Origin of the sequence: Paenibacillus sp. GCM10012306 (assembly GCF_042649265.1) — a bacterium.
GTDB lineage: Bacteria > Bacillota > Bacilli > Paenibacillales > Paenibacillaceae > Paenibacillus_AQ.
This window is the reverse complement of record NZ_JBHRYW010000011.1, coordinates 85,952-108,414: the sequence shown is the minus strand read 5'-3', so window position 1 is coordinate 108,414 and position 22,463 is coordinate 85,952. Positions and strand designations below refer to the sequence as shown.

Annotated in this window: 17 protein-coding genes; 12 read left to right on the top strand and 5 right to left on the bottom strand. The window is 49.4% G+C overall.

Annotated elements, in window-relative coordinates; genetic code table 11:
* The first annotated feature begins 62 nt into the window (after positions 1 to 62).
* The gene (locus ACFORK_RS21970) at positions 63 to 815 is read left to right on the top strand and encodes a YheC/YheD family protein (RefSeq protein WP_379203013.1); all 753 of its coding nucleotides are present in this window, start codon (positions 63 to 65) and stop codon (positions 813 to 815) included.
* A gap of 20 nt (positions 816 to 835) precedes the next feature.
* Here the strand turns inward: ACFORK_RS21970 and ACFORK_RS21965 are convergent, their stop codons facing one another.
* The gene (locus tag ACFORK_RS21965; protein WP_379203011.1) at positions 836 to 1,651 is read right to left on the bottom strand and encodes a hypothetical protein; all 816 of its coding nucleotides are present in this window, start codon (positions 1,649 to 1,651) and stop codon (positions 836 to 838) included.
* Positions 1,652 to 1,943: 292 nt separating this feature from the next.
* Between ACFORK_RS21965 and ACFORK_RS21960 the strand changes: the two genes are divergently transcribed.
* The 6 genes from ACFORK_RS21960 to yfcE all read left to right on the top strand — a co-directional run bounded on the left by ACFORK_RS21960 (position 1,944) and on the right by yfcE (position 11,468).
* Positions 1,944 to 5,132 (top strand): PAS domain S-box protein, encoded by a 3,189-nt coding sequence (locus tag ACFORK_RS21960; protein ID WP_379203009.1) that lies wholly within the window; start codon positions 1,944 to 1,946, stop codon positions 5,130 to 5,132.
* A gap of 192 nt (positions 5,133 to 5,324) precedes the next feature.
* Positions 5,325 to 7,289 (top strand): type I pullulanase, encoded by a 1,965-nt coding sequence (gene pulA / locus ACFORK_RS21955; RefSeq protein WP_379203007.1) that lies wholly within the window; start codon positions 5,325 to 5,327, stop codon positions 7,287 to 7,289.
* Between the two features lie 210 nt (positions 7,290 to 7,499).
* On the top strand, positions 7,500 to 7,826 hold the full coding sequence (locus ACFORK_RS21950) for a PadR family transcriptional regulator (protein WP_379203005.1): 327 nt from the start codon (positions 7,500 to 7,502) through the stop codon (positions 7,824 to 7,826).
* A 5-nt stretch (positions 7,827 to 7,831) separates the two neighbouring features.
* Positions 7,832 to 8,806, top strand: coding sequence for a permease prefix domain 1-containing protein (locus ACFORK_RS21945; protein ID WP_379203003.1), 975 nt, complete (start codon positions 7,832 to 7,834; stop codon positions 8,804 to 8,806).
* Between the two features lie 412 nt (positions 8,807 to 9,218).
* Positions 9,219 to 10,703 (top strand): glutamate synthase subunit beta, encoded by a 1,485-nt coding sequence (locus ACFORK_RS21940; protein WP_379203001.1) that lies wholly within the window; start codon positions 9,219 to 9,221, stop codon positions 10,701 to 10,703.
* Positions 10,704 to 10,925: 222 nt separating this feature from the next.
* Complete coding sequence (yfcE, locus tag ACFORK_RS21935; RefSeq protein WP_379203194.1) at positions 10,926 to 11,468, top strand: phosphodiesterase; 543 nt, start codon at positions 10,926 to 10,928, stop codon at positions 11,466 to 11,468.
* Between the two features lie 314 nt (positions 11,469 to 11,782).
* On the opposite strand, the gene ACFORK_RS21930 is transcribed toward yfcE, so the two are convergent.
* From ACFORK_RS21930 to ACFORK_RS21920, 3 genes are all read right to left on the bottom strand, one after another.
* Entirely contained in the window at positions 11,783 to 11,950 is a 168-nt protein-coding gene (locus ACFORK_RS21930) for an aspartyl-phosphate phosphatase Spo0E family protein (protein ID WP_379202999.1), read from the bottom strand.
* A 190-nt stretch (positions 11,951 to 12,140) separates the two neighbouring features.
* On the bottom strand, positions 12,141 to 12,278 hold the full coding sequence (locus ACFORK_RS21925; protein ID WP_379202997.1) for a hypothetical protein: 138 nt from the start codon (positions 12,276 to 12,278) through the stop codon (positions 12,141 to 12,143).
* Positions 12,279 to 12,545: 267 nt separating this feature from the next.
* A complete protein-coding gene (locus ACFORK_RS21920; RefSeq protein ID WP_379202995.1) occupies positions 12,546 to 13,922 on the bottom strand; it encodes a helix-turn-helix domain-containing protein in 1,377 nt (458 codons plus the stop codon).
* A 292-nt stretch (positions 13,923 to 14,214) separates the two neighbouring features.
* On the opposite strand from ACFORK_RS21920, the gene ACFORK_RS21915 reads away from it, so the two are divergent.
* The 5 genes from ACFORK_RS21915 to ACFORK_RS21895 all read left to right on the top strand — a co-directional run bounded on the left by ACFORK_RS21915 (position 14,215) and on the right by ACFORK_RS21895 (position 19,807).
* On the top strand, positions 14,215 to 15,243 hold the full coding sequence (locus tag ACFORK_RS21915; protein WP_379202993.1) for an agmatine deiminase family protein: 1,029 nt from the start codon (positions 14,215 to 14,217) through the stop codon (positions 15,241 to 15,243).
* Between the two features lie 56 nt (positions 15,244 to 15,299).
* Positions 15,300 to 16,175 carry an N-carbamoylputrescine amidase gene (gene aguB / locus ACFORK_RS21910; protein WP_379202991.1) on the top strand — a complete coding sequence of 292 codons (876 nt, stop codon included), beginning with the start codon at positions 15,300 to 15,302 and terminating at the stop codon, positions 16,173 to 16,175.
* Between the two features lie 198 nt (positions 16,176 to 16,373).
* Positions 16,374 to 17,111 (top strand): TerC family protein, encoded by a 738-nt coding sequence (locus tag ACFORK_RS21905; RefSeq protein ID WP_379202989.1) that lies wholly within the window; start codon positions 16,374 to 16,376, stop codon positions 17,109 to 17,111.
* 113 nt (positions 17,112 to 17,224) lie between these two features.
* Positions 17,225 to 18,013, top strand: coding sequence for a formate/nitrite transporter family protein (locus ACFORK_RS21900; RefSeq protein WP_379202987.1), 789 nt, complete (start codon positions 17,225 to 17,227; stop codon positions 18,011 to 18,013).
* Between the two features lie 210 nt (positions 18,014 to 18,223).
* A complete protein-coding gene (locus tag ACFORK_RS21895; protein ID WP_379202985.1) occupies positions 18,224 to 19,807 on the top strand; it encodes an ATP-binding protein in 1,584 nt (527 codons plus the stop codon).
* A 235-nt stretch (positions 19,808 to 20,042) separates the two neighbouring features.
* Here ACFORK_RS21895 and ACFORK_RS21890 read toward each other — a convergent pair whose 3' ends face one another.
* Positions 20,043 to 22,400 carry a TPM domain-containing protein gene (locus ACFORK_RS21890; protein WP_379202983.1) on the bottom strand — a complete coding sequence of 786 codons (2,358 nt, stop codon included), beginning with the start codon at positions 22,398 to 22,400 and terminating at the stop codon, positions 20,043 to 20,045.
* Positions 22,401 to 22,463 lie beyond the last annotated feature (63 nt).

Sequence of the window (22,463 nt, the reverse complement as noted above, 5' to 3'; positions counted from 1 at the left end):
AATGATTCTGACTTAGAACAGGGGAGTGGGCTGACTTGGGAACGAAGCATAGAACAGGATTGATGAGCAAATGGATCAAAACCAAAGTGTTGCTGCGAAGTCCAGAGATTTCGCCGCTGGTTCCGGATACACAAAGATTTACCAAAGCAAACCTGCAGAGCATGCTGCATAAGTACGACATGGTCTATGTGAAGCCGGTCAACGGTACTTATGGCAAGGGTGTCATGAGGGTGGAACAGAAGCGGGGTTCGGGTGGAACAACCTATAAGTACCAGAGTGGGACGACCATCCGTACCTTCGGATCCTTCGATGCCTTCCACCTTTCGCTCAAGAAAGCAACCGGCGGACGCAGTTATTTGATCCAGAAAGGGATCGAACTGCTAAAGCATAAGGGAAAGCGTTTTGATCTGCGGGTCATGGTCCAGCTCAGCCCGAAGGGGAAATGGGAGACAACGGGGCTGATTGGCCGGGTGGCCCAAAAAGGCAAGATTGTTACGAACTATCACAGTGGTGGCAAGCCAACCGCGATTGAGACACTGCTGGCCCCGCATCTAGGCGCGGCTCAGCAGGTAGATGTCATAAGAAGGCTGGAGAAGCTAGGACGGGATACCGGGCGATTCTATCATAAGAAATATCCCGGATTTAAGCAGGTTGGTGTGGATGTCGGTCTTGATCGCAAAATGACACCATGGATTATTGAGGTGAATACCAATCCCGATCCCTATATTTTCAACCAGCTTAAAGATAAAAAAATGTACCGTAAGGTGATGTCGTATCGCCGTGCTCACAACAAGGCAAAGACGACTAAGAAATAAACTTGATTCTAGCTGCCCGTTTAGGATGCAAGCTGGGTCTTGGCGGTAGCAATGACGGCAGCTACTTTCTGTTCCGACTCGATGATTTTCTGTTTGGCTTCGGCAAGCTGCCGGTATTGGGAGGCCATGGAGGACAGGGACTGTGAAGTCAGGCTGGCGTTCTGCTTGCGGATGGCGGCCTTGAAATCGCTCCAGTCTGCTGTTAGCCGCTTGTTTAATGCGGAGACGACGCTTTTTTGCGCCTTAATCGTCGACTGCGGGCTATCGATCCCGCTTAGGGTCTTGCGGACCGCCGTGGTCTTCTTGCTACGAGCGTCCTTGGCAGCACGCAGTTGAGTTTCTTTGTTGCGGATGTCCTGACGGGCGATCTGAACTGTAATCTTCATGGCATCAGCTTGGGTTCGCAGAATCGCATTAAGATCTTTATCCTTCAACTTCTTCGCCAGGTCGATCCTGTTGTTAAGCGCAGTGTACTGGTCGAACAAAGGTTGGTAGCGCTGCTTGAGCTTAGCAGTCTCCCCCTCCAATCGGGTCACTGCTGTGAGATCAATCTCCTTGATTTGCTGGCGTATGGCTGTCAGAGACTGCTCATTATTGTAATGCAGGGACCGGATATTGCTCTCGCGATTGTCATCCTGCAGCTTCAGAACAGACAGCTCGCCATATAGGCCGTTCAGCTTGTTTTTGACTGCGCCCTCGGTTGTGGCGGTTGTCAAATCAAAGGCAGCCTTCACCGAAGGGGTGAATTCAATAGCAGGCGCCCCAAAGGCTGTAATGGGGGTCAGTGGTAACAGCAAAAGTGTGAGAACCAGCGTGAATATTGCTTTGATGTTCATTGGGTTGTTATCCTCCTTTAATGGTTCCCTGTTGGACGCAAAAAAGCACCCGTAGCAAAGGCAATAAGCCTTCGTTACGGGTGCTTCCGTCGTAACAGGTCACGAATAATATATTGATCTCATTGTAGTTTTCACAACCTATAAAAGTCAATAATTTCAATTGAAATTATTCTCTCTTTTTCTTGTTTCAGGTGCAGACTCCCGATTCCTTTCTCTGCCTTCATTAACGTATACTGGGTTATAGAATGAGAGAGAGTCGCTGGATCAGACTCGTGAGGGAGGAGGGCCATTGATGGATCACTTTTTGGCAGAAGACCGCAATATTCTGAATCAGGCATTCATGAGGTCCCCTGTAGGAATGGCTATCCTTGCACCTGAAGGAAATGGCTGCCTGAAGGTCAATCCAGCTCTATGCAGGCTGCTGGGTTATCATGAGACGAAGCTCCACACTTTGGATTTCTTTAAAGAGAATAAGAAGGATGGAGACAGCTCCCTTTTGTCATTCCAGGGAATCATGGACGGTCTTAAGGCCTCTGCTGATGGTGTGTTGGAGAAGGAACTGCGTTTTCTTACCGGCAAAGGGAGATATATTTGGCTCTCTCTGACGTTCGCTCGCACGGAGAATGGACAAGCACCTTCAAGTCTGATTGTGTATGCCCAGGATATCACAGACCGTAAAATCGCCGATCAGCTGACGGTGGACAGCAGCGATCTGTACAATTTATTTATCAAAGATGACCAGAATCTAATCTCGCTGACCTTGCCCGATGGAACGCTTTCCTTCGTGTCCCCTTCTTGCTATCCGCTCCTCGGTTACCGTCCGGAGGAGATGATTGGTACGAACCGGCTGGATTATTACCATCCTGATGATGCTGAAGAGATTAGTCGGTACGGCAAATTTCTGGAGAGCGATGCGGTTGCCCGCCGTGTGCGACACAAGGATGGTCATTATGAGTGGATTGAGACAGCCTTTAAGGTGAGACGGGACGAGAATAATGAGAGCACTTATATTCTAGGCATCGGGCGTAACGTGACTCAGCGCAAGAAGAATGAGGAAGCGCTGGCGACAGCCCAGAGAGTGGCTCGTATCGGTTCATGGATTTGGGAGCTGCCCAGCGGCCGGGTGAAGTTATCGGACGAATTGCAACGGATGCTGCCCTACCCAATGGATAATGAAACTATGTATTATGACGATTTCAAACAATTTGTGCATCCTGAGGACCAGACTTTTGTGATTGAGACGGGTCAGAGAGCTATCGCACAGGGAGGGTCAGGAGAGGCCTCTTATCGTTTGCTGCTGCCGAATGACCGTGTCGTTGGGGTGCATGTCCAGTGGGATGTCATCATGGGACCGGGTGGCAAGCCGGTTCAATTAATAGGGATGATGCAGGATATCAGCGATCGGCTGAAGATAGAAGAACAGCTGCGGGAGAGCGAATACCATTTTCGGTTGTTGTCCGAGAATTCCAAGGATTTAATCTCAAGGCATGCAGTCAAGGATATCACCTTCCTGTACTGCTCTCCGGCCAGCCGCACACTGTTGGGATATGAGCCAGAAGAAATGACGGGTACGAGTGCGTATGATTATGTTCATCCTGATGAGCTGGACATGATTAAAGGCTATATGGAGAGAAGCCTGAGCACCGGCATTCTTTCGGTCATCACCTACCGTTTCCGCCGCAAGAATGGGAGCTATGTCTGGGTGGAGTCGAACAGTCGGTTCATCTATGATAAGAGCGGAAATATTGTGGAGATCATTTCGGTGGGACGGGATATTACGGAACGCATACACCATACCGAGCAGATTGAGAAGCTGAGTAATGAACATACGTTGATCCTGAATGCCTTGTCCGAGGGCATTCTTCGTCTTGATCCCGAGGGAAGAGTTACGTTCATCAACCCAGTAGGAGCGGCTATGCTCGATTTTCAGCAGAATGAAATCATTGGCCGTGCCTACCTGAAGCATATCCAGCAGAGTGAGTACGACGGGATGAACTTTGGTCCGCAGGAGTCACCGTTAATGCAGGCCATTCGGTCCGGCATATCCCATGACAGCAAGGATGCAGTCTTATGGCGCAGAGATGGCTCCAGCTTTTTGGCAGAGTATCAGGTGACACCGTTGTTCGACCAGGGAGAGCGTATTGGAGCCGTGCTGGTGTTTCGGGATATTACGGATGAGAAGGAGATTATCCGGGCCAAGGAATCCGCTGAAAAGGCCGATCAGGCCAAATCGGAGTTTCTGGCTATCATTAGTCATGAGCTACGTACCCCGATGAATGGAATTATGGGTATGACCGATTTGTTGTCAGAAACTGAGCTTAGTGAGGAACAGCGTGGATATACCGACATCATCAGCCAGAGCAGTGAATCCCTGCTGTCCATTCTGAATGAAATCCTTGATTTTAGCAAAATAGAGGCGGGCAAGATGAGCCTCGTCGATGAGCCGGTATACCTCCATAGCGTTATGGACAGCGTAACGGAACTGTTCACAGCCAAGGCTCTGGAGAAAAGCATCGTTCTGTCCTGTCAAATCGACGCTGATATCCCGGCGGTGATTCGTGGAGACGCAGCCCGGCTGCGGCAGGTGCTGGTGAATCTGGTCAGCAATGCGGTTAAGTTCACTGAAGCGGGTCGGGTTGTAATGCATGTGGAGAGAGAGGCGAGCCCCAGCAGTAGCCCCACGCTGCTCTTGAAGTTTAATGTCAGAGATACGGGCATCGGTATTCCAACGTTCAAACAGAACCAATTGTTTCAGTCCTTCTCCCAGCTTCATCCGTCGGTTAACCGCAAGTACGGCGGAACCGGGCTTGGGCTGGCAATCTGCAAGAAGCTGGTGGAACTGATGGGCGGAGCGATCGGTGTGGAGAGTACTGAGGGGGAAGGATCGAATTTCTATTTTACCCTGCCGCTTAATACCATTGATGATGGAACGCATAGTCATGACAACGGAATAATGTTAATGGATACAGGGCATTGGGTGGAATCTTTCGGGGAAGAAGTGGCTACGAAGGCAGCATCAGAGGCAGGTGTTGGACAGTCGGAGGAAGCTAAGGGGTTTGGATGGCTCCCGGGGGAATCTACATTAACCGGGCCCAAGTATGGGCCGTTGTCAATTCTAGTTGCTGAGGATCATCCGGTGAACCAGAAACTGCTCCTGGCGATGCTTGAAAAAAGAGGATACAGCGCCGATCTCGTCGAGAACGGGGAACAGGCGGTGGCCGCAGTTATGCAGCAGTCGTATGACCTTGTCTTTATGGATGTGCAAATGCCGGTTATGAGCGGTTTTACGGCAGCAGCCCTCATTATGGACAGGGCTCCAGCAGAGCGCCGTCCTTACATTGTGGCTGTGACTGCTTTTGCCGGACCGGAAGACCGCGAGCGGTGCAAGGCAGTGGGAATGCAGGATTTTATCAGCAAGCCGTTCCTTTCTTCAGAGGTAGAGCGGATATTGCGTGAGCACCGGGAAAAGATATCCTTATAAGTCATGAATTCACTTCGTGCAAGTTGAAAAATAGAGCCACTAATAGCGGAAGCCAGGCGTGTTCTTGTCTGGCTTCCGCTGCGGACCAGCGACAATAGCTGCGATTATGAATAAAATCAGTTCAAACGTTTGCACTCCGTTCATAATCAGATTATAATATCCAGTTATTACAGGGTAAAGGGGAGCGTTGCTTTGGCGGTACAAAGAGAAAGGGAAGAACCTATTCATTACGGCGATCCGGGAGTCACTGGCGGGATCTCTGTCTTTGAGCAAGGCTTTGACGATCTATTCAGTTACGATGGAGATGACTTGGGATTCACGTATGCGCCGGATCGCTCGCTGTTTCGGCTATGGGCTCCAACTTCGCAGGAGGCGGAGCTGGTCCTGTACGAATCATGGAAAGACGAGGCCCCAGGCCGTCGCTTACCCATGGCCCGTGATCGTAGGGGAACCTGGACGGTCGCTGTTGAAGATGATCTCGCAGGCAAATTCTATACCTACCGCGTTCTAATCGGTGGACGCTGGAATGAGGCAGTTGATCCCTATGCACGGGCTGTGGGCGTGAATGGCGACAAGGGCGCCATTATAGATTTAAGGGACACAGATCCGGAGCGGTGGACTGAGGACAAACCGCCGCTAAATCATGGCATCGATGCGGTCATTTATGAGCTGCACCTGCGGGATTTGTCCATTCACCCGGCCAGCGGCATTGACCATAAGGGGCAATATCTAGGCCTTGCCGAGGCGGGCACGCGCGGTCCGGGCGGGATTCTTACCGGACTTGATCATATTGTTGATCTCGGTGTGACCCATGTCCAGTTGCTGCCTTTCTATGATTTTGCCACCGAAAGTGTAGACGAGACCAAGCTGGACCAGCCTCATTATAATTGGGGATATGATCCCAAGAACTACAACACTCCCGAAGGCTCCTATGCAACAGATCCCTATGTTCCGGGCCTCCGGATTACCGAGCTGAAACAGATGATTCAGACCCTGCATGACCGCGGCCTACGGGTGATCATGGATGTTGTGTATAACCATGTCTACGACGGATATCGTATAAATTTCACGAAATTGGTTCCGGGATACTATCTGCGCTACAAGCCGGATGGCAGTCTGTCCAACGGCAGCGGATGCGGCAATGATACGGCAACCGAGCGGGCGATGATGTCTCGTTTTATCGTTGATTCTGTCCTCTATTGGGCCAAGGAGTATCACATCGACGGCTTCCGGTTCGACTTGATGGGCCTGATCGATGTGGGAACGATGGCAGACATTCGCCGTCGTCTGGATGAACTGGATCCGTCGATCCTGACCATCGGCGAAGGCTGGGTCATGGATACAGAACTGCCTATGGACCAGTTGGCCAATCAGAACAATGCTGATGTGCTCCCGGGTATCGGGCACTTCAACGACGGCTTTCGGGATGCGGTCAAAGGGAATATCTTTCTGTACGATCAACCGGGTTTTATTAGCGGGAAGTCCGGGCTGGAACAGGCGGTGAAGACGGGCATCACCGGAGGGATTGTCTACAGCCAGGATATTGGGCAATTTGCTGACGAACCGCTGCAGTGTGTGAATTTTATGGAGTGTCATGACAATCATACACTGTGGGATAAAATCGTGCTGTCCACAGAGGGCGTCAGTGACGAACAGCGAGGGGCCATGCACAGGCTGGCTTCAGCTATGGTGCTGACGAGCCAAGGGATAGCCTTCATCCATGCTGGGCAGGAATTTATGCGCACCAAGGACGGTATAGAGAACAGCTACAAATCCCCGGTAGAAGTTAACCGGATGGACTGGGAACGCTGTGCAGACCGCCAGGAGGATGTCGCTTATATGAAGCAGCTCATAGCTCTGCGCAGGGACCATCCGGCCTTCCGGCTGCGGAGCGCAGAGGATATCCGTAGTCACCTCGTGTTCGAGAAAACACCCTCCGGGGCGGTGGCATACACTCTGCGAGACCATGCGGGAGGGGATGCGGAAGAGCACTTATACGTCATTTATAATAGCCTCCCTGAAGGAGTTGCCTGCACCTTGCCTGATTTGGGCAAGTGGGAAGTGCTGTTTGGCGGCGATCTTGTAAGCAAGCTTGCGGGGAACCGACTGGTCACCGCTGGAATCGGCATGGTTGTGCTTGTCGTGCAGCAGGCCTGAGGACAAAATCAAATAGAGAATAGACATCGTTGCAAAAGTTAATATCCACCCTTGGAAGGGGCGTTCTGCCAGGCCGGATGGCAGTAGAGCGCCCCTTTCTTTTTTTTGGGCACAAATTTAAGTAATTATACTTCACCTGTCGTAGTAATTATGCTACAATTATTACTACGACAGGTGAAGTACGACAGATGCAGTAAAGGAGGCAGACTATTGATCAGTAGTGACGTGATCCGGGGATACAACGATACCCTCATCCTCTATATGCTGATGGACGGCGAATCTTATGGCTACGAGATATCCAAGAAGATCAGAACGCTATCGGAGGAGAAATACATTATGAAAGAGACCACGCTGTATTCTGCCTTCACCCGGCTGGAGAAGAACGGATATATCGTGTCCTTTTACAAGGATGAGACGTTCGGCAAGCGGCGCACCTATTACCGGATTACCCCGGCCGGCCTGGCCTATTACCGCGAGAAATGTGTGGAATGGCAAGTTACTCAAGAGGTCGTTAATAAATTTATTAAGGAGCTGTGAGGTCCATGGATACGATCATCAGCTATTTGAACAACATGTTCGCTACCCTGCCCAAAAGTGGTCAAATGCTGAAGCTGAAGCAGGATTTGCTGGCCAGCATGGAAGAAAAGTATCACGAGTTGAAGATGGACGGGAAGTCGGAGAATGAAGCCGTAGGGATCGTAATTTCGGAGTTCGGCAATATTGATGAGCTGACCAGTGAACTGGGTATTATGCCAGAGGTGGAGGAAGAAGCACTCCCTATGCTGGCAGATGATGAAGTTGAAGGCTTTATGGCAGCCAAAAGAAGAGCAGGTCTACTGATCGGCATCGGTGTAGCCCTGGTTCTGACTGGCGTGGCACTGTTGATTTTTATCAGCACTTCCGTTGAGACGGGGATTCTGGGTGGACTCTTTTCAGAGGATACCGCCAGTATGGTTGGGCTGATTGCAATGTTTCTGTTCATCGTTCCAGCCATTGCTATGTTCATTTATAGCGGTATGAAGCTGGAGAAATACAAATATTTGGGATCTGATTTCGCCCTACCCTACCACCTGAAGGCTTATATTCAACAGAAACAGGAATCCTTTTCCTCTACCTACACCTTGTCCCTGATCATGGGTGTATGTCTATGTGTCGTCTCACCGACTGCGATCTTTGTGGGCTCGGCATTCAGCGAAGCGGCGACTTTATTAGGCGTTGTAGCGATGCTGGAGATCATTGCTGTAGCTGTGTTCCTCTTCGTCTATTATGGGAATATCAAGGATAGCTTTAGCGTCTTGCTGCAAATCGGCGACTATTCGAAGGCCAAGAAAGAAGAGAACCGGGTTATCGGAGGCGTGGCTGCGATTATTTGGCCGCTTGCGACCTGTATTTTTCTGGTCAGCGGTCTGGTTTTCCAGCAATGGCAGATCAATTGGATTGTATTCCCGATTACCGGTATCTTATTCGGTATGTTCAGTGGGGCTTATAATATCTTCAAGAGTAAAGGTCGATCTTAATCCAGCCATCGGTTTGTAAATTCATTTTTTTTATAAAAGCAGGCAGGCTCAGTTGTGGGCACTGCCTGCTTTTGTATGCGATTCTAAGTTCCATGAATCTAAAATGTGACTGATTCATCCGACGGTTACGATAACGTTAATTTGATTATGTCGTTCTGCGTAAAAGGTGATATTGCTCATTTTCGACAAGGCATCGCAGTGTTAATATGGTCTCACTTATTCCCCTGTTTTACTTTACAAGCAGTAGCAGCCGGGATTTGAGGCCTCTAGATCACTTCTCGCTTTGCTGCTTTACAGTGGTATATTTCTAGTCGGCTGCAGCATGTGAACTCTCCTGGAAGCCGAATCAGCGCAAGGGACACCGCCATGTCTTTTCACGGCGGCATTTAATAAGACTCGGAGGATGACTGTTATGGGCAAAGCAACCGGATTTATGGAGTATGCGCGGCAGACGCCGGCAGAATGTGCGCCGCTGGAACGAATTAAGAACTGGAATGAATTCTCTATCAAAATGGATGAAGAGAAGCTGCAAGAGCAGGGAGCTCGATGCATGGATTGTGGTACCCCATTCTGTCATGTGGGCCGCCTGCTGTCGGGTATGGCTTCCGGCTGTCCGCTCCATAATCTGATCCCGGAGTGGAATGACCTTGTCTATCGTGGGAACTGGGAGGTAGCGCTGAAGCGGCTGCACAAGACCAATAACTTTCCTGAGTTCACCGGCCGGGTCTGTCCATCTCCGTGCGAAGGCTCCTGTACCGTTGGTATGAACGGTAAGCCAGTAACGATCAAGTCGATTGAGAAGGCAATTGTAGACAGGGGCTTTGCTGAAGGGTGGATCGTGCCGGAGCCGCCACTGGTGCGGACAGGCAAGAAGGTGGCTGTGGTCGGTTCGGGACCGGCGGGTCTGGCCTGTGCAGCCCAGCTTAATAAAGCGGGACACACGGTAACAGTATACGAGCGGGCTGACCGCATTGGCGGATTGCTGACCTATGGTATCCCCAACATGAAGCTGGATAAACAGACGGTACAGCGGCGTGTGGATTTGCTGACGGCGGAAGGCGTTAGCTTCGTGACCGGGACGGAGATCGGCAAGGACATCCCTGCAGAGCAAGTTCGGGAGGAACATGACGCCGTGGTTCTCTGCGGTGGTTCCACAGTCGCCCGTGATCTGCCGGTGGAAGGACGTGATCTGTCCGGCATCCATCAAGCGATGGAGTTCCTGACGCTGAACAAGAAGAGCCTGCTGGATTCCGGGCTTACAGACGGCGAGTATCTATCCGCGGCAGGCAAAGATGTTGTCGTCATCGGAGGTGGCGATACCGGCACCGACTGTGTGGCAACCTCGATCCGGCACGGCTGTCGCAGTGTGGTCCAGCTGGAGATTATGCCGCAGGCACCGTTATCGCGGCAGCCTGGCAACCCTTGGCCGGAATGGCCGAAAGTGCTCAAGGTCGATTATGGCCAGGAAGAAGCAGCTGCACTGTACGACGAGGACCCGCGCCGCTATCTCGTCTCAACCAAACGATTCATCGGCGATGATGGTGGACATGTGCAGGAACTGCACACCGTGCGGATTGAATGGCAATCCAACGAGCAGGGCCGGCTCGTGCCGGTGGAAGTGCTAGGCAGCGATGAAGTGCTACAGGCACAGCTTGTGCTGTTGGCTCTGGGCTTCACTGGACCGGAGAACACGGTGCTGGATCAGCTTGGGATAGCGCGTGACGAGCGCTCCAATGTCGCCGCGGAGTTCGGCCCCCAGGCAACAAACGTGGAAGGTGTATTCACCGCAGGCGATATGCGCCGCGGACAGAGTCTTGTAGTATGGGCCATTAATGAAGGGCGACAGGCTGCCCGTGAGGTAGATCGTTTTTTAATGGGAGCCTCTAATTTGCCCTAAGGTACGATAGGGAATAGTATAGATAGAGCAGGACGCCTACATAGGCGTCCGCTTTGCGTTGTTGCTTTGCGTTACTGCCTTGTGTTGTTGCATTATGTTACTGCATTATGTGGTGTGTTTAGCGGACATTTTCATTTTTTATGGATCTGATTTGAACAAAATCAAGGGCTGACCTACAATGGAAGTACCTCTGAAATAACGAGATAGAAGGGTTGGATTGTGATGAAAGTGATGTTTATTTCCGATATTCATGGATCTTTATACTGGCTGGAACGGACGTTGGAAAAAGTAGCCGAAGAACAGCCGGATCAGCTTGTCTTGCTAGGTGACTTTATGTACCATGGACCACGGAATCCGCTGCCGGAGGGTTATGATCCGCAGGGTGTTGCTAGCAGGCTGAATGCCTACAAGGAGAAAATCACAGCCGTTCGCGGCAATTGTGACGCCGAAGTGGATCAGATGCTGCTGGAATTTCCGATGATGGGGGATTATGTTCTGATTCTGCATGAGGGCAGACGAATCTACGCGACACATGGTCATGGCTTCAGCATAGACCAACTGCCCGCACTTTCTCCGGGGGATATCTTTATTCAGGGACACACGCATGTTCCGGTGGCGGATATTAAAGAGGGGATCTATGTACTGAATCCAGGCTCTATCTCGCTGCCCAAAGAAAATTATCCGAATTCCTACGGAATTCTTGATAAGGGAGAATTCCGGGTAAAGGATTTCGAAGGAGATACGATTAAGGGAATCAAGCTGTAAGGATATGTTGTCAGTGGGTATTCCGAAGTGTGTGGAATAGATTTAAGGATCTATGTAACACGCGTAACGTTACCTCGCTAAAGTCCATCTTGCTGATGTGCTCTGCACTCAGATGGTTCCTTCTGTTCTGGGCTGCAAGAATCGGCGTGGTTGCCGTGCTTGGCTTTTCTTATTACCCATAACATGGCTCCCAGATTCACGCCCAGTATTAGGATCAGATCGAGTATCTGTTCAGTGGTCATAGCCTCAAGAATAGGAAAAAGCATGATATCCTCCAGACCTAGAGCTTGTCCGTGAATTAAATGTTGACATGACTAGTTAACCATCAGCTTGCGTTGATATTGATTCAACAGTTCGTCCAGGATCATGGACTGCTCTATGACCTTAGGATGTGTTAAGAATCCGTATCGCTGCTGTGTTTGGTATAGATTCTCACGGGCTTTTTCGACTTCATGCAAGATCGCAGGATGGTTAAAATGCATGGTACATCCCTCCTATATGTAACATTATAGGATTGTCTGTCAAAAAATAGGAAATTGGAGATACGACAAGGATAAATAAAAAAGAGGCATTCAAGGTTTGCACCTAAGAATGCCTCTTTATATTATATCTAATATCGCATTCAGTACTTCCCATTTTCTTCAACTTGATACGAAGATCGTATTCTCGATTCTAACCGCCCCAACCATGGGTCATAGGCTTAAAGATTAATTGCTCAAGACCTAAATCAGTGCTGTATGCTTGTACTTGAGGAGTAAGAACAATCAGTATAATTACAGAAGCTATGAATAAAGATATCTTCTTCTTCATTTATGCTACACCTCGCTAATTAAATTATTTTGAGTCCTCTATTACTGTGAAAAAGTGGTTCTGTTTTATTTCGCATTGCATCTTTCCTTTGTCCATCCTGTAAATCTTGTTCATTTCCCATTTCTCGCCCCCTTTCGTCACACCTCTAGAGGATCAAAAAAATGATTCTATATGTTAGTTTGAAGCTTATTCCAAACTGTGGGTTAAATGACTTTAGGAAATAATCATTAATTTCGATTATCAATAGATCAACATTTTACTAGGTGACTACAGCAATGAAAGAACTTTTTCTTCTGTTTCATGTATTTGACTAATTAAGCTTGAATATGTTTCTAGTTGATAAATTGGTGCTGATTTTCGATATTTTTCAAACAAACCAACGCATCTTACAATGTTAACACTGCTTCTGTTCCTCACGGAAAATTCTAGACCATTAATTAAGTGATTAAAGCCAACCTCTGTTTCTTTTTTTCCCAGATAATATGTGGCTAGCTCTATAAGGAAGCGGGTGTATCTATCATCCGTTAGTTGGTGATTGAATTTCCCTAATTGGCTTTGCGGTATGTTATATACCAGATGACTTTTAAACTGCTCTAGAATACCATCGATATTTAAATTGAAGTGGTTGGCTGCTTGTGTAATCTTGTATAAAGCTGTGAAAATTTCTTCATCTCGTGTTGATATATAGCTTACGTATTCATCTAAAATTTCAACTTGACCACTCATCAGTCGGTATACGTAGGTGTTAGCCGTTGCCCATTCTTTAAATTGATCCAAGACCAGTTTTTCTTCTTCACTTAGAGGGGGCTTAATCCAGTCTAGATTTGAGTATAAAGATGTGTAGTAAAGGGCCTTTTCATACTCTCCACGTTCGTCAGCAACTGCTGATCTTGATAAATACGCATATAATATGTAAAAAACATATGGGCGGGTTGATTTTTTCTTCGCTTGATCTCTTCTCCAATATTTGAATTGGATTTTTGCTTTGTTTTCTAATAATTCAGCTAATTGTTCTACCTTGTCCAAACGATCTAAAGACCCGTATATATCCGCCAAATGCTTTAAGGCATCCAGCTGATCGGCCTCATCCAGCCTCTCGACAAAGGGCTCGAATTGATTGGCTGCACGCAGGTTCTCATCCTGGTCTTCGCCCAAACGAATGGCAAATAGTCTGTACTGACATAGGGCGAGTCTTTCGGAATGCTGCAGCTTTTCCCCTTCTGCTACACTATCATAGAGAATCCCAGCTGCATCACGGTAGCCTTGCGTAAATAATGATTCCGCGGATTCGAATAGCAAAGGTGAATACATTAGGTTGTCCATAACATGCTGTACGACGCGTTTGATTTCGTCTAGCTTGTCCAACTCCGCACATCGCTGTAGCAGTGGTCCGATGCGTCTCCAATCGGCTGCCCCCTCAATGACGTATTCCTGGATATACAGATCATAGAAGAAACCTTCTGTCCGCCCTATTGCCGAAGTAATCCGGTCAAGTTGCTGCATAGCAATCGGGCGACGACCGTGAATGATATTACTGAGGGTCCCAGAATGCAAGCCGCTACGTTCCGCGAATTGGGCTAGCGTCAAGGCTTCACTTTTCAGATAATAATCAAGTTCGGTCAAAATTGTAGATGCAGCTTTCAAGGCAACCCCGCCTTTCTCACTGAAAACCATAATTTACATAAATATACTTTTGATTATCATACTGAATAGAACAGCGGTCAATAGTGTAAATGAGTCTAAAACATGTTTTTTTCACTGTTTGTAGAAGTATTTCTGATTTACAGGATAATTTCAAACATTTGGAGACTCAAAAATAACCAGTACACCTTTTACACTCTGGTAATTGAGCCGGGGGGCATATTATTGTATGATATGTAAGGAACTTTGGGGGCAATCCCGGTTCTAAATTTAACTTGTAGAGGTAGCTAACGAAATGTATCCTAAAGAACTGAACTATACGATGCCGCCGGAGTGGAGCCAGCATGAGCGCACCTTTATCTCCTGGCCTGTGCAGGCATCCATGTGTTTTCCCGATAATCATGAGTCTGTGTGCCAAGGGTATGCGGAAATTATAAAAGCAATGGCAGAGTTCGAGCCGGTGACGGTGATCGTGAACCCGGATGAACTGAAGACAGTGGAGGGCCTGGTCGGTGGACCGCGAGTTTCCCTGCTGCCGATTGCACATAATGATGCGTGGCTGCGCGACAATGGCCCTACGTTCGTAGTGAACGGAGAAGGCGCACTCGCAGGTGTGAACTGGAAGTTCAATGCCTGGGGCGGCAAATATTCTCCTTGGGATCTCGACGACGAGGTCGCTCCACAAATTCTGGAGCATCTTAAGGTCACCCGCTATGATGCACCTCTAGTAATGGAAGGCGGCTCCATTCATACGGATGGAGAAGGGACGATTCTTACCACGGAAGAGTGCCTGCTGAATACGAACCGGAACCCAGAGCTGGGACGCGGTGAGATCGAAGAACAACTGCGTAATTATATCGGCGCAGAGTCGGTGATCTGGCTGAAGCGTGGTCTGAGCGGCGATGAGACCGACGGTCATGTCGATAACATTGCGTGCTTTGCGGCACCGGGCAAGGTCATTATTCAGGTTTGCGATGATCCGCAGGATGAGAACTATGAGATTACGCAAGAGAATTTGCGGATTCTGGAGAACGCCACTGATGCGAAAGGCCGGAAGCTGGAGATCGTCAAGATTCAGCAGCCGCCTCGCGTGGATGGGGAAGAAGGACGTCTGACCCTGAGCTACCTGAATTTCTATTTTGTGAATGGTGGTATTATTCTGCCTGTATTCGGTGGAACTGCTGCGGAGACAGATAAACTGGCTGCTGAGACGCTGGCTGGGCTATTCCCGGACCGCCGCATCCGCACAGTGAACGGCATGGCCGTGATCGGCGAAGGCGGAAATGTTCACTGTACTACACAGCAGATGCCTGCGGTGAAGTAAGCAAGTTTTAACGACGAACCAATAAGACTGGTTTTATATACAAGGAGGACCGATACGTGAGAAATGTAAAAGTAGCTGCAACACAGATGAGCTGTTCCGGCAACATTGATGAGAATATTAGCAAAGCCGAGACGTTGGTGAGAGAAGCGGCGGCACAAGGCGCGCAAATTATTTTGCTGCAGGAACTGTTTGAGACCCCGTACTTCTGCCAGAAAGAGAAATCGGACTATTATGCATACGCGACTGAGCTTGAGCAGAACAAGGCTGTTAATCACTTTAAAAAGATAGCAAAAGAACTGCAGGTCGTGCTGCCGATCAGCTTCTATGAGAAGAAAAACTATGCTCGCTACAACTCGCTCGCTGTGATTGATGCTGACGGTACAGTGCTTGGCAAATACCGCAAGAGTCATATCCCGGACGGACCGGGCTATGAAGAGAAATTCTATTTCAACCCGGGCGATACCGGCTTCAAGGTCTGGAATACTCGTTATGCCAAAATCGGCGTCGGCATTTGCTGGGATCAGTGGTACCCGGAAGCTGCCCGCGTGATGAGTCTTATGGGGGCTGAGATTCTCTTCTATCCAACGGCCATTGGTTCGGAACCTCAGGATGGAAGCATTGATTCCAAAGATCACTGGCAGATGTGTATGCGCGGCCATGCTGCGTCTAACCTGATTCCTGTCGTGGCGTCTAACCGGATTGGCGAAGAGATTGACGAGGATTCCAGCATTAACTTCTATGGCTCTTCTTTCATCGCCGGACCGCAAGGCAACAAAATTGTTGAGGCTGGTCGTGACGAGCAGACAGTCTTGGTTAGCGAGTTTGATTTGGATGCCCTGGAAGTTCAGCGGATTGAGTGGGGCATTTTCCGTGACCGCCGTCCTGAGCTGTACAGATTGATTGCTTCGTATGATGGAGATTTGACATTTTAATCGTATTTGACGAGTACCGCCGGAGATGAATCATGCTCATGGCGGTATTTTTTATGGATAAAGTAAGCTAAAGGGCTAATTCTATCTTTATAATCCGGCAAGTCGTATGTCCGTTTATCTGGAACTACCGGCGGGGTTTTGCGTAAATAATGTTTGCGAGATTACATGAATTGATTTTACCGGAGGCGCAAATGTGGCATGAATGGGTTGAATGATTTTTTCAGAAATATTAGTGAGAATTATGGACATTTTTTCTCCTGGGGCGATATTGTAGGGGCGCTTTCCGATCCTGTAAGCTGGGGAATTATCGGTAGCTTGATTCTTCTGGAGGGCCTACTCTCAGCAGATAACGCGTTGGTACTGGCCGTAATGGTTCGACATTTACCCAAGGAGCAGCAGAAGAAGGCCCTGTACTACGGGATTGTGGGTGCCTATCTGTTCAGATTTCTGGCAATCGGGCTGGGCACTGTCCTTATCAAGTTTACGCTGGTCAAGGTTTTGGGCGCACTCTATCTCTTCTATATCGCGTATAAGGGTCTGTTCAAGGTCGGCCAAGAGCAGGAGATGCAGAATAAAGGAGCTTCCTTCTGGAGGACTGTACTGCTAGTAGAATTGATGGATATTGCCTTCAGTGTTGACAGTGTGATTGCCGCATTTGGTCTTAGTGATCAAGTATGGGTATTGTTCCTGGGGGGGATACTCGGCGTGTTGATGATGCGTGGGGTCGCGCAGGTATTCTTGAGGCTGATTGAGAAATTTCCTGAACTGGAGCAGACAGCCTTCCTATTGATTGCGATAATCGCCAGTAGAATGATGATTGCCGTATTCGGGTATGAAATGCCTTATGCTGTTTTCTTCACGATTCTTATTATCGTCTTCGTTGGAACCATTCTCTACAGCTGGGGACGCAAGAAGAAGGCTAACAAGAAAGAATAGCCCTACTATGGCTTCGTCTTAAGAAAATGTTTCAAATTTGTTGGGTATATTAACCAAGATGTTGTATAATCAGTCCAATATCGGCTGCAAAAATACCCCCAAACGGAGGACATATGGAGAACGAAGCGCTGCTACAGGTTGAACGGCTGGCTCTCAAGAAGCAAAAGATTTTTCGGCAAAGCGTACTGCGCTATATTGCCAGGGCTATGCTAGCCAGTATGTTTATCGGATTCGGTGTCATCGTGGCGTTTAAGACAGGCAACTTTTTCTACATGGAGCATTCACCGATGACGTATCCTATGGCCGCTATTACATTCGGGGCCGCGATCATTCTGATCTCCTACGGAGGCGGTGATCTGTTCACGGGCGATACCTTCTATTACTCTTACGCCGCGCTGCGGCGGAAAATGCGCTGGTTAGACGTGATCCGGATGTGGGTTGTCACTTATATTGGCAACATCCTGGGGGCGACGGCCTTTGCGCTGCTGATCTATTTGACGGGATTGTTCTACGACTCGAACGTTAACGGATTTCTGCTAAGTGTGGTAGCTCACAAGATGGAGGCGCCGGCGCTGCAACTATTTTTCCGGGCAATTCTATGTAACTGGCTGGTATGTCTGGCGTTCTTTGTCCCGATGTCCATGAAAAATGATGGTGCCAAAATGTTCGCCATGATGCTGTTCGTCTTCTGCTTCTTCATCTCCGGCTATGAGCACAGCATCGCCAATATGTGTACCTTTGCGATAGCGTTGGTGCTTGATCACCCCGGGACGATCTCATGGGGCGGTGTGCTGCATAACCTGGTCCCAGTAACCCTCGGGAATTTAATCGGTGGTGGTGTGCTGATGGGTTATATGTATTATTACGTGAACAAACCGTTTCTCGAGGAAGAGCAGCATTAAGACAAAATGTCAGGCTCCGCCCAATCGGGCGGAGTTTTTTTGTTGTAAAACAAGAGGATTACCGGTTGTTTTCGTTCGCAATAAGGAACTATCTGAATTTTTAACAATGGAAGGATTAAGTTATATGAAGTAGAATAAATAATTAGTGTTAAAAAATTGAAACTTATTTATAAAACGAGGGATATGTTCTTGGAAAGAGCGGTGGTAGCCATGAAAACAATGACGGACAACCAAATTATTCAGGATTCTAAACAACAGTGCAAGCTTAGAGGCGTAGACCCTGAACAGCCACCCGTTTTTGCGAATCGCTTGTCTGCCGAGCAACTAAAGTCGCAATTAAGCAAGTATCGTGAAGTCATCGAGGTCATCGATTTCTTTGTTCATAAATTCCTTTCCTCTATTACGGGCACTCCCATTCTCGTCGCCATTTCCGACGATAAAGGCTATCTACTAGCTTTTCAAGGCGACCCTACGATTATCGACGTTGTTCGACAGATCGGCTTAGGTGAGGGTGTGCTGATGAATGAGGATGTAGGAACCAATTCAATAGATCTATGCCTTCACCACAAGAGACCATTCCAACTGGTCGGACAAGATCATTATCAGCGGATTCTCCATAGCCTGGCGTGTTGCACCGCCCCTTTTCATAAAGGGGATAACCAGATCCTAGGGACCATTTCGTTCATGGCTGATATAGATGTAACTCATCCGCATCTGCTGCCACTGCTGTGCACAATGGCCGATTCCATTGAGCGGGAGCTGCTGCTGCGCCAGAGTAATGAACAGCTTGAACTGCTGAATCAGATGCTGCTGGAGACGAATTATCTAGGCGTCATTATTACGGATGAACACGGAAAGATCGCTGATATAAATGAGAATGGCATGAATATGTTGGAGATCGAGCAAACTCGGTATTACGATATTATCGGCTCTAGTGTATTTGAACTTACGGAAATTGGTCATTACTTTGAGCGGACGCTCATGCTGAATGACCAGTGTACAGGCATGGAGCTGGCCCTGGAGAGGAACGGATCGGTGCAGCACTTTATGATGGATGTTGTGCCAGCCTATGATAGCACTGGGAAGCTGTCCCGTGTGATAGGAAGCCTACGCAACATTACCGAGATGAAACGGACGGAAGAGGTGCTGCGCAATACGGAAAAGCTGGTATTCGCAGGTCAGCTCGCGATGAGTATCGCCCACGAGATTCGGAATCCGCTCACTACGGTGAAGGGAATGCTTCAACTGTCCAACAAGGATAGTAGGCTACCACATTATGATCTCATTATGTCCGAAGTGGAACGTATGAATCTGATCGTCAGCGAGTTTCTGATTCTGGGTAAACCGCAGGCGGTGCATTTCAAGAATGAACGCTGCAGCGCCATTCTACAGGAAATGCTCGGGATATTTGCGATCCAGGTTCGCATGAACAATATTACCGTCACCAGGGACTTCCAACAGGATATTGAGATTGAATGTGACCGCAATCAGATTAAGCAAGTGTTCTTGAATATTCTGAAAAATGCGATGGAGGCCCTGCCGTTCGGCGGTGATATCGCGATCACGCTGGCGGTAGAGGACGGCTTCCAAACCATTACTTTTGCAGACAATGGGGAAGGGATGAGTGAGGAGGTGCTGCTGAAGCTCGGCGAGCCTTTCCATACGACCCGCTTCAACGGCAACGGACTTGGCATGATGATTGTGAAAAAGATTGTATCCGCGCATAAAGGCCACATCACGATCAAGAGCGAGATTGGACAAGGCACCGCGGTGAAGATTTTCCTCCCAGCATAGTAAAAAGAGAAAATGCCGCCCCGGACTTATGTCCTCGGGGCGGCATTTTTTACATTGACGGTATAGTTTATCCGAAAGATCGCTGGCTGTCTCCTGCTTTTCGCGATTTTATCAAGGGGCTGCAGGAGTCGTAACCACATAGAGCTGAAAGTGAAAAACCCCTTCAGACCTGCAATAACTGCAATTTCTGAAGGGGTTTATATTCAATGAAACAGGGATTCTGACTCCATGTGATCTACCACTTGGAACCGCCGGAGGATCTGTCGTTGTCTCCGCTGCCCCAAGAGGAACCACCAGAGGATCTGTTGCTGTCTCCGCTATCCCATGAGGAGCCGCCAGAGGAATGGTTTCCGCCACCGAACGAATTGTTGTTATGGGCCTGTTGCTGTCGTTGTTGCTGCAACTGCTGCTCAAGCATCAGTGCCATTGCAGCCTGGCGCTCCTGTTCTTGTTTCTGGCGGACGAGCCGGTTCGCCTCTTCCACAAAGGCGCTGATTGCCGATTCATAAGACCGGGCGAGCGTCTCCAGTTCATCCAGGTGGAATGGCGGCGAGACCAGCCGCTGTGTAAGCTTCTCATAATCGACGAGCAGCGGATTATGGGAACGCGCCTGGCGGGCCAGACCGTTCCGCTTCAGCAGGCTCTGTGCGGCATCGACCCGGGCGGGCCCTTCTGCGAGCAGCCGGTTGATTTTGTCTAACCGGCTGTTCAGGGCATCCAGCCCCTCGGAGATGTCGCTAAACTGCGCGGAAGCTTCGTCCTGAAGCGACAGGAGCCGGTCCAGACCGCTGCGCGCTTGATCGAATTCCCCGCGTTCATCACTGGTCCAGGTCTCGATCTGTGGCACTTCGCCTGCGCCTTCCCGCAGGCGTGTACCCCACGCCTCCAGCGTTTCTCGGGCACTCGCCAGATGCTGCTCCGCGAACCGGCCTCCGGCATCGCTGAGGCGGCTTTGCAGTTCATCCCGCCGCTGCTTGAGGCGGGTCCAGTTCATACGAACCGTCTCGAGATCCCGCCGGTTCTGTCCCCGAATCTGTCCCTGCCGCTCAGTCATCGCCACAGCCTCTGACAGGAGCAGGTCCATACGGGCGGCGATGCTGCGCACCTCGTTCATGTCCCCGCTCTGGAGTGGAGCCTTCATCGCTTCGGCTTCGCTGCTGGCCTGTTCCAGATGGTCATAGGGTCTGACCTTCATATTCTGTAGTGAATGCTGCACGATCAGTGAAGAAATCGTTGTTCGGGTGTCTGACAGCACCCCAGGAAATGCTTTTAACTTATCGTTATATACGCTCACATCCTGAAGGTCTTTCCCGATCTTCGTCTGTATTTTCTGCGCATCCTCTGTGAATTCCTGAGCGGCAATGGGGTCGAACAGCTCCAGCTGATCGGCTTTGGCTGCTTTGTCAGCCAATATATGGAAATCATGGACCATCGTCTGCAGGCTGTAGCCAGTCCCTCCGATCAGGGCGTGCAGAGCTTCTTCCAGCTCGGGAATTTCCTTCTTGAGGGCAGTGATACGTTGCTTCACATGCCGGTCGGCCTCGCTGATGACCTCAATTTCCTTCTCATCTTCTTCAAGTGCTGAGCGGAAGGCGCCATTGTCTTGACGAAGCTTCTCCAAGACTTTTTGCAATTCCCCCAAGCGGTACAAAGCCGGTTTAGCATCTTGACCTGTACGTGAGGAGATGTCTACTAAGCGGGCTGACAAGCGCGTGGAGATAGCTTCAACCAGCGCGCCCGTCTTGCCTTGCACAATTCCCTGAAACGGCTGCAGAGATTCCAAAGCCTGATTGGTTCGTACCAGCAGGCCGGAGAGCTGTTCCTTCTGTTCGCCGAGCTGCTTGCTACGGCGTAGACCTGTCAGCAGGATGAACAAGGCGCCGAGCAGCAGGACTGCCCCGACAACAACTGCAGCCCGGGCCGCAGTTGTTGATCCGGAGCTTCCGTTCTTCAGCGGGGCTGATCCTGTCCCTGCCGAACTGGAGCCGTGCGATCCAGCTCCTGATCCTGCAGCGCCGGAACTGTGTGAACCAACTGCTGAGCCAGAGCCCTGCGACCCAGCGGCGGCTCCACTTCCAGAAGGCGCTGCCCCGCTGTTGCCTGCCGCGCCGCTAATCTCCTGTACGGCATTCATAAGAGAGGTGATACCTTCGCCAATGTCTCCATTTTTGGCAGAGGGAACGAAATACGTATCTAGCAGCTTGGTAAGGGCGGCGCTTCTACCAGACACCCCTTGACTCTTTGCCCACGAATTAATCGCGGATTGCAATGGCAGATTCTCGAAGACCAGTTGAACATCATGCTCTTGAGCAGAGATGAGCAGTAGCACATCCCTGGCGGCAAGCCCCCAGGAATTAAAGACATCATTGGCATAATCCGCGGCAGACCTTCCTTCTGTCGAGTCCACAGTTAGGATATGAAAGGTAACAGCTTCACCTGCGGTTAATTGGGAGATGGCAGTTATATCGCGGGCATTCAGCAATCCGGCCTCATCCTGAACCCGGTTCGGTCCCTGCGCAGGTATGTCTGCGGCAAAGACGCCCGGTACCCATAAAAGGCTAATCATCATGAACAACAGTATAAACCTTTTCAAGATGGCACACTCCGATCTCCAGGGGCATCAACTCACCCTGTATTATGTTGAATATTATACTAT